Consider the following 8,190-nt stretch of genomic DNA (forward strand, 5'->3'; position numbering starts at 1 on the left):
TAGCCGTAGGCAAGCCCTTGGCACCGGCCCCTGGAGCCGTGATCTCGCAGGCGTCGCCGAACGGAGACCAAGTACCCGAGGTCATCACCGCAACCCTCACATAATACAATCCACCCGCCGTGTAAGACGCCGCAGGGATCATGTTGAAGTTGAAGAAGTTCGTGCTCCTGTCTATCGTCGCGCTGGCGTTGTCCGAAGCGCGTACCACCTGGAAGCGGTACTGCGTAGCGCCAGAGACGCTGCTCGAGGCGATTGGCGTATGCTTGGCCGCGATGGTCGCGTTGCAGTTCACCAAAGTAGGCACCGCAGGAGACGACAATTCGCATGGCGCGCCATAGCCGCCAAAGGTACCGGTGGTCTTAACGGCCACCTCGATGCGGTACTGCGTACCGTAGTTGTAGCGCGTGAGCATCTGCAGGCTGAACCAGTTCTGCGTACGGTCGATCGTCTGAACCGCGTTAGGGCCCAACGGGTCGGTCAGGTTGGTCACCCGGAAACGGTATCCGGTGACGCCCTGGAGGCTCGTCGTGGCGATCAGCGTATTGATGCTGGCCAGGGTGATGCCGCACTGAGACGGGTTCACAGAACCCGCACCGCCGTCGGCAAGGATCGCAGGGGTCGACACCAAGCATGGCGTGCCCCAGCTCGCCTGCCAGATTCCGGCACGCTGCAACTGGATGTCGATCGAATACGTCGTCGCGTAAGCATGCGACGGGAATTGAGGGATGATGAAGTGAGGAACGTCGCGTTCGATCACCTGCACCTCGCTGCCGTTGGTCATACGGATGCGGTAGCCCGTGATCGGGTGACCGCCCACGGTCTGGATACCAACCAAAGAGTTGATCGACGCAAGCGTAACACCGCATGAGCTGCCCAGCAAAGTAGTCGTCACCGTACCGGTCTCGTCGATATCGCCGTCGCAATCGTCGTCGACACCGTTGAACGGAACCTCAACCGCGTTAGGGTGGATCGCAGCGACTTCGTCGTTACAATCTCCCGAAAGGGCAGCGTAGCCCACCGGTTGCTCACATGCCAATTGTGTTGGCAAGGCATCGTTCCCGTAGCCATCGCCGTCGGCATCCACATACCAGGTTGTGGCTTGGATCACTGTAACGGTAACTTGCGCGTTTACAGAACATCCTGCTCCGCTGGTGGTGGTAACAGAATAGATTTGTGTTTCCGTTGGCTTCGCATACACCGTGCGCGTTGGCGCTCCGTTGTAGGCGATCGTTCCTGCCGCATCGGTAAACAAACCTGTTGTAGGCGAATAAACCGCAGCAGGTGCTACAGGTTCGCAAACAAAAGAGCGTGTTCTTGAAAGAGATTCTTCTCCACAGGCAGAATCGGTGTGGGTATAGAACCTTACTTCTGCCGCAGAAGACGAAATCCAAGTGATCGGTGAAGGTCCAGCGGCCAATACGGTAGTTCCGTCGGCGTCGCTGATTGTTACGTAATCACCCGCACCTGTAGAGGTAAACGTATACTTGGTATCTGCCGAAACAGCCACCAAAGAATACTCACCTGCCCAAGCCGCAGTTGTTACTGAATTGACCATCGTGCCGTTACAAACACCTGCCGAATAAGCAGGCCCTGTAGGATACTGTCCTTGACTCGCTTCTAAACAGCCACCTGTGTTGCCCGCCAAAGTTCCTGTGAAATTGTTGATCAACACAGGGGTTCCTTCGCTACATACGCTTGGCGCGTTAGGGCTGAAAACAATAGCTGCCGGCGTAGGGTTAACCGTAACGGTAAAGGTAGCCGTATTGGCACAACCCGTAGATGTATTGGTAGCCGTCAACGTATATTCAACCGTACCAGAAGGGTTAAAGGTATAACCCGATGCAGGCGTTCCGCTCACATTGGTGTTCGGTGTCCAGACATAGCTGTCATAGTCGGCAACGTTTGACGTAATGGTCACCGGCGTGACGGTAGATGTGCCTTGGCAAATTGAATCGGCATCATCACTCAAGGTCAATGCCGGCGGTGTTTCTACCGTTGCCGTTACCGCTGTTCTCGCAGAGAAGCATCCGGTAGTGATCGACATGTTGTAGAAGAAGTAGTACGTGGTACTTGCGCCACCTGTCCAGCCTCCTGTTACAGCACCGCTGGCGTTTCCGTAAGGATAGGTTACACCCGAGAAATCCCTGATGATACCGGTCAAACCTGTATAGGCTTTAACCAATAGCCTGTATCCTGTTCCTGGTGGAACCGCAAAACCTAGTGGAATAGTTACCGGAGTGGCCACGCCCGTACCTGATACCGGAATAGCGGCGGTTGATGCCAACTCGGTACCAGAAGAATTGTACAAAGCGATGGTAACCGTTCCCGTACCAACCGGATAAATCACGGTCGAGTTGAGGGTATAAGGCAACGCGGCGCTCAACACCACACCATAACTGGTAAACACAAAGCTTCCGTCGACACCAGTCGAAGATGGTTTACCGATGGTTGAAGCGGTTCCGCCAATAGAAGCTGCCACATAATAGGTGGTATCATCTGAAATGGTAGGCGTGTTAAAGGTCTCGCCGGTCGCAATTGGAGCACCTCCTGTCTCGGAAGCGAACCAGTTCAATGTAGTGCCTGCCGAACCAGTCGCTTCAAGCACCACCGATCCGGTACCACAACGAGATCCCGGCGTAACGTCGGTCACTGATGGGTTGTTTACATTGATTGTAATTTCGTTCGAATCGGCAAACCCGCCGCCGTTGGCACAATTTACCCTGAAATAATAGGTCTCAGGCGCGCTGAGCACTGGCGTTGTATACGTGGTTCCTGTAGCCAAGTTGATCGGGCCTTGCGAATTGTACCATTGGAATGAAATTCCGGTATAGCCCACAGGATAACCCGAAGCAGTAAGCACCACAGATCCGGAAATACATACGCTTTCTGAAGAGGCAGCAATGGTTGCCGCAGCTGGTGTTCCCTCGCAAGCTGGCGGAACGGCCACAGTCAAGATGTAATCTTCGGCTTCTCCGTAACCTGAGTTCGTTGCCCCGCAAGATTGTCCAGCAGTTGGTCCAGGCGATGTATCCGAAGATCTCAAGCGAATTCGTACACTTCCGGTCACCGCCGTGTTTGGAATCAACCAACTGGTTGTGAGGTTCACTACAGCTTGTGCCCCGCAGTTTGGAGAGACACCGATGAATTCCCCTGCATCGGCAAAGTCGCCATCGCCATTGTAGTCGGCCCATGCCGAAACATAGCACGTGCTATAGGTTCCACCGGCCACGCTCAACGTATAGGTTTCTCCTTTGTATACCGTAGCAGTTGTGCTTCCCGCTTGTGGGTAAAGTGTAAAATAAGGCGTTGCCGCTCCGGTCGTGACATTGTTCAATGTTGTCGTTGGAATGGTAACGCGTGAAATGTAATCGCCAAATCCCGTACCGCTGCCATAAGAAGGCGTACAGTAGTTGATGATCGTCAACTGCGCACCGTTTGAGTTTACAGAACACCCCGCCGGCGAAGATACTACCGCGCGGTAGTAGCGCGCAGTACTCGCCAAAGCAGCACTGGTTGTAGCCACACCCAAGGTTGCCGTGTCGGCTCCCGTATAGGTTACGCCAGCAGGCGTATTGTTGACCACGTTGTTGTATGGCCCACCTACCGCCGTTGCGTACTGCCACTGGTAGATTGGTGCCGAAGCAGATGTGGTAACCGTAAACGACGTACTGCCGCCCGCCAATACCGAAGCAGCAACCGGCTGTCCTGTGATGGCCGGAGCATTGATCACCAGCTGTGCACCCGCCGAAGGAACATCGACACACGGTGCAGATGCCAGAACAAGTGCACGGTAAGCGTGGTTGCCTGCCGGTGTGGCGTTGGTGGTATTGACGGTCAAATTCGGACTTGTGGCGCCAGTGTAGGTAGCTCCCAAAGGAGTTCCCGCCACGACGTTGTTCCAGCTGGTTCCGTTGTCTGACGAATACTGCCATTGGTAACCTGCGATACCACCCGTGGCTGCTACGCTAAACGCAGACGCGCCACCGGTATAACAAACCGACTGAGCAGCCGGAGGGGTGTTGATTGAAATCGATTGGAACACCGTTAGCGTCGCCGGGTTAGATTCAGCAAATCCGATTCCGGTAATTTGAACTTTATACCTCCAGCCCGAGTTGGCCAAAGTAACGCCCGACAATGTCAGCGTAGCGGTGTCGACACCGTCGTACATCCCTGCGTTCGAAAGCGGCAACCAGTTGTCGCCACCTTGGTCTTCATACCAAAGATATGAGGTAACGTCGGGTGAAGCCACAACGCTGAATTGCGCAATGCCAGCGCCCGCGTCACAAACATTCGCATCGTCGGGTTGGTCGTCGAATCCTGTTTCACCAACCAGCAATACAGCCAGATCAGAGATTGGGGTATTACAAGTTCCGTTCACTGTACATTGGAAGAAATAACCGTTGAACTCAATCGGCGCGTCGAGGACCTGCAAGGTAGCCGTAGCCGACCCACTGTAGTTGGCACCGTCGACCACCGCGTCAAAATTGACGCCGCTTCCGTCGGTACATACATACCACTGGTAGTTCAAGGACGGAGAGCCTGTACCTGTTGCGACAACTGTAAAAGATGTATCGCCGCCCGTCACCACAGATTGGGTTGGCGTACTCGACACTATATTGACAGGATCGGCTACAACAAGACCAAAACTCTCTACCGAAGAACAACCGGTAAGTTCATTGGTTGTGGTATAGGTAATGACGACAAAACCAGCTGCAACAGGGGTCAACAAACCTGAATTGACGTCGATGGTCGCAACATCAAGATCAAGGGAAGCCCAAGCTCCTGTAGGCGTTGCGTTCGAAAACTGTAATGTCTCAGGTATACAAACGTTCGTAACACCTCCTGGTGTCGTAATCGGTGAAATCGGCGGTGCCGGATTTGCAACCAATTCGGTGGCGCTGGTGCCCAATCCTGTCGGTGAATCGACGGTAATGTAACCCGTTGTGAAGTCCAGCGGAGTTGCCAATTCGAGCGTATTGTTATCGATTACTGAAAACCAAGGCACTTCTACACCGTTAACCTGTACCGATGTGGCACCCGTAAAGCCCGCACCGGTAAGGGTCACGAACTGGCTGACATTGGCGCAGGCAGAAGCCGGCGTAAACGAACTGATAATGGTTGGTGCAATGCTTACCGAGAAATCATCGAAAGCGCAATAGTTCTCTAAGCTGCTTGTCGTGTTGTCGGCCTGCATCGCAATATAGAATGTCCCGGTCGCAGGTGCAACAAAGTCGCCAGTGATCTCGGTGTATTCGGTTGCAGCAGCTCCGGCAACAGCAGCGATGGTATTGGTCATAGCAGCGGCAGTAGCCTCGGTGCCCCAATACAATCCTACGTTAGACCATGCTTCGCCGTCAGTTTTATAGTACACAGACACTCTATAGCCTACACCCGCAGTCAATTGTAAACCAGGGGAATAGATAGTGCCTTTGCCCGAAGGAGACCAATAAACCGCAGCAAACTTGGTACCGGTACGTGCCGTCAGCGCAGGGTTGGTTGCGCTCGCATCGGCTACGAAAGTCTGCACTTTACCACCCGCACTTGGCGGAGGTGTCGAAGTGACGCAATCGGCCAATACGTTCGCAAAACCAATCGATTCGAAACCTTGTGAATAAGGCACCGATTGTGCCGTACAAGCCGCAGTCGTAAAACTGAACTCGGTACATCCCAGGGATTCGCCGTGTTCTCCATTGGCCACGATCATCCAGAAATTGGTCGACCCTGGCACCACTCCCGTGATATTGACGGTAGTTCCTGCAATGGTCCCAAGGTTAACTGTGGCGCCCGAAGTTTGTCCGAAGTAAACGTCATAAGACGTCGCACCCGGTGTTGCACTCCAAATAATCGGCACCCCGCCGCCCGGCATCGCTACGTTGGTCGCGCCATTGGCAGGCGAAATCAAGGCAGGACAAGTAGGCGGTGTAAAAATATAAGGACCAGTCCATAGGCTGTAACCGTCTCCTTGACAATCCGCCCTCACATAAAACTCATACCCTCCTGAAGGAAGACCACTCACAATATGCGTCGGCGTACCCGACACCGGTGTTCCGGCGCCAGTTGGTATACCAGACCCGATTGGCTGCACAGCCACTTCCCAGGCCGTTTCTGCACAGCCGACACTCCAAGAAAGTGTACCGCCAGTATTGGAAGTTCCCGTGGCAGCAAGACCAAAAGGTTGCGGGCAAGCTTCTGGAGCAGAGATTGTAATCAAGTAATCCTCGACTTCTCCATAGAGATTGTTTCCACAAGGCGTCACTTGTGACCCAGATGTCGCTTCGACTCCGCCTGCATCGTATTGTGCACGCACCCTAAGTCGGTGCTGTCCGATTGGCGGGTTACACGCAATTGCGATTGGGAACGACGCTGAAGAGCCCACTTGGCCTACGACACCGCTACCGGCAATAAGTCCCGGAGAAAAACCAACTCGCTCACTCGGCGTTTCAAAAACACCGTTGTCATTGTAGTCAATCCACGCTGCGTATGCCTCTGGATACTGTCCGGCGTAAATTGTAATGCTATAGCTGGCCCCTGCTTGCAAGGTTGTTGTCAATGCAGGGTTCGTTGTATAATTCGAATATCCAGAAAGACCTCCCGGGCATCCTGCCCCAGAGTTGTTGTCTAATGTATTCAAAACAACACGTGCAATTACGTCTCCGTCTACACATCCGTTGGATATTGTCGGTAAGCAATAGTTTAGATCGGCCGTCGTCGTGAACGAATTGGTTATGCAACCCGTTGCCGGACCGTTAATGTTCTTAGGCACAATTTGCCAATAATAGGTCGTGGTCGGCAGCAACGGCGCTACCGGTGTATAGGAAGTTCCCGTTACAGTCGCCACCAAAGGAGGTGTTGACGAGGTCCCAAAATAAACGTCGTAGCTTGTCGGGACGCCCGTGGCCGCCGTCCAGGTCAACACTGGGTTTCTCGCGGTCGTCGCCAGATCGGCCGGAGCGAGTCCTGTCGCGCAGTTTGGTGGCGTAGTGCTGTTCTGCGTGATTATTACATCATCTAAATAGACGTAATAATCGCCGCTGGCAAACGTGAGCCGGAAACGAACGCGAATCGTATTTCCGGCAGGCACCTGCGCGCCTAGAACTGTATAGTTCATGGTGGCACACGATGCAGACGGAACGTGGTTCGTTGCGTCGATCGTACCCGCTACAATGGTATAGGAACTACCCCCATTGGTTGAAACTTCAGTGATAATCGAACCCCAAGCAGGAGAATTTGGTGTCGCCGCTCCTCCAGTAAAATTAATGAGTTTATAATTGAACTGGATGGAAACGTCGTTTCCGTTAGACGTCCAAGTGGGCGTCGCGGCGTTTCCAGTCGTGGCACTTGCCCATTGGTTTTTCCGAATGGATGCCGTTCCTGCACAAGGGGTGGTCGTATTACGCGCAAAACTCGTATACGTCCATCCCGTTGGTGTGGAGGCCCCTTCAAAAGTCTCGTTAATCGAAACCTGTGCCTGAATATCGATACCCGCCAAAAGGCAAAGCACCAGCATCAAACTTGACCACCACGCCGTTCGAACGGCTTTTTGGGGAATCGAAGGTGGCGAACCGCCAACGTCTCCCACATCTTTCTTGAGCCAGGCATCCCTACCCACGCTCCAAGGATTGTAGTTTAACATCATAATTTAAAAAATTGGGTTAATATTCACCCTTAAGTTGCGAAAAAAAATTAGCAATTTCTTAACAGTAAAGCGACAAATCGATTAACTGTCATATTTATCCGATAAACTACACGCAGTCCGTAACATGCGCATTTTCAGTTATTAGCAACAAAAAAAAAGGAGACCGAAGCCTCCTTTTAGAAATCTATACAGATTATTGATTATCGCTTGATCACACGAAGTGTCTTGACAATGCCGTCCTGGCTTACAATCACGTTGTAAACACCGGCCGGGTATTGCGCACCCACTTTCTCCATGACCAGGTCGTTCACGTCAACCTCGCGCTCCTCGATGAGCTTGCCCAGCATGTCGTAGACCTTGAACTGGACGCGCTCCTGGCTCGAGCTGGTGAGCTCGATGTTGAACGCAGCGGTGAACGGGTTCGGGTAGGCAGCGGCCTTGAACGAAGACGAAGCCGTCGCATCGCTAGCCGTAGGCAAGCCCTTGGCACCGGCCCCTGGAGCCGTGATCTCGCAGGCGTCGCCGAACGGAGACCAAGTACCCGAGGTCATCAC

Annotated in this window: 2 protein-coding genes; both read right to left on the reverse strand. The window is 53.3% G+C overall.

Annotated elements, in window-relative coordinates; all coding sequences use genetic code 11:
- The coding region (locus tag BLP55_RS15860; RefSeq protein WP_139149774.1) for a GEVED domain-containing protein at positions 1–7,636 on the reverse strand (7,636 nt) is incomplete at its 3' end.
- A 200-nt stretch (positions 7,637–7,836) separates the two neighbouring features.
- A partial coding sequence (locus tag BLP55_RS15870) for a T9SS type A sorting domain-containing protein (protein WP_139149775.1) occupies positions 7,837–8,190 on the reverse strand: 354 nt, incomplete at its 5' end.

It is taken from the genome of Flavobacterium caeni (assembly GCF_900101895.1).
Lineage (GTDB): Bacteria > Bacteroidota > Bacteroidia > Flavobacteriales > Flavobacteriaceae > Flavobacterium > Flavobacterium caeni.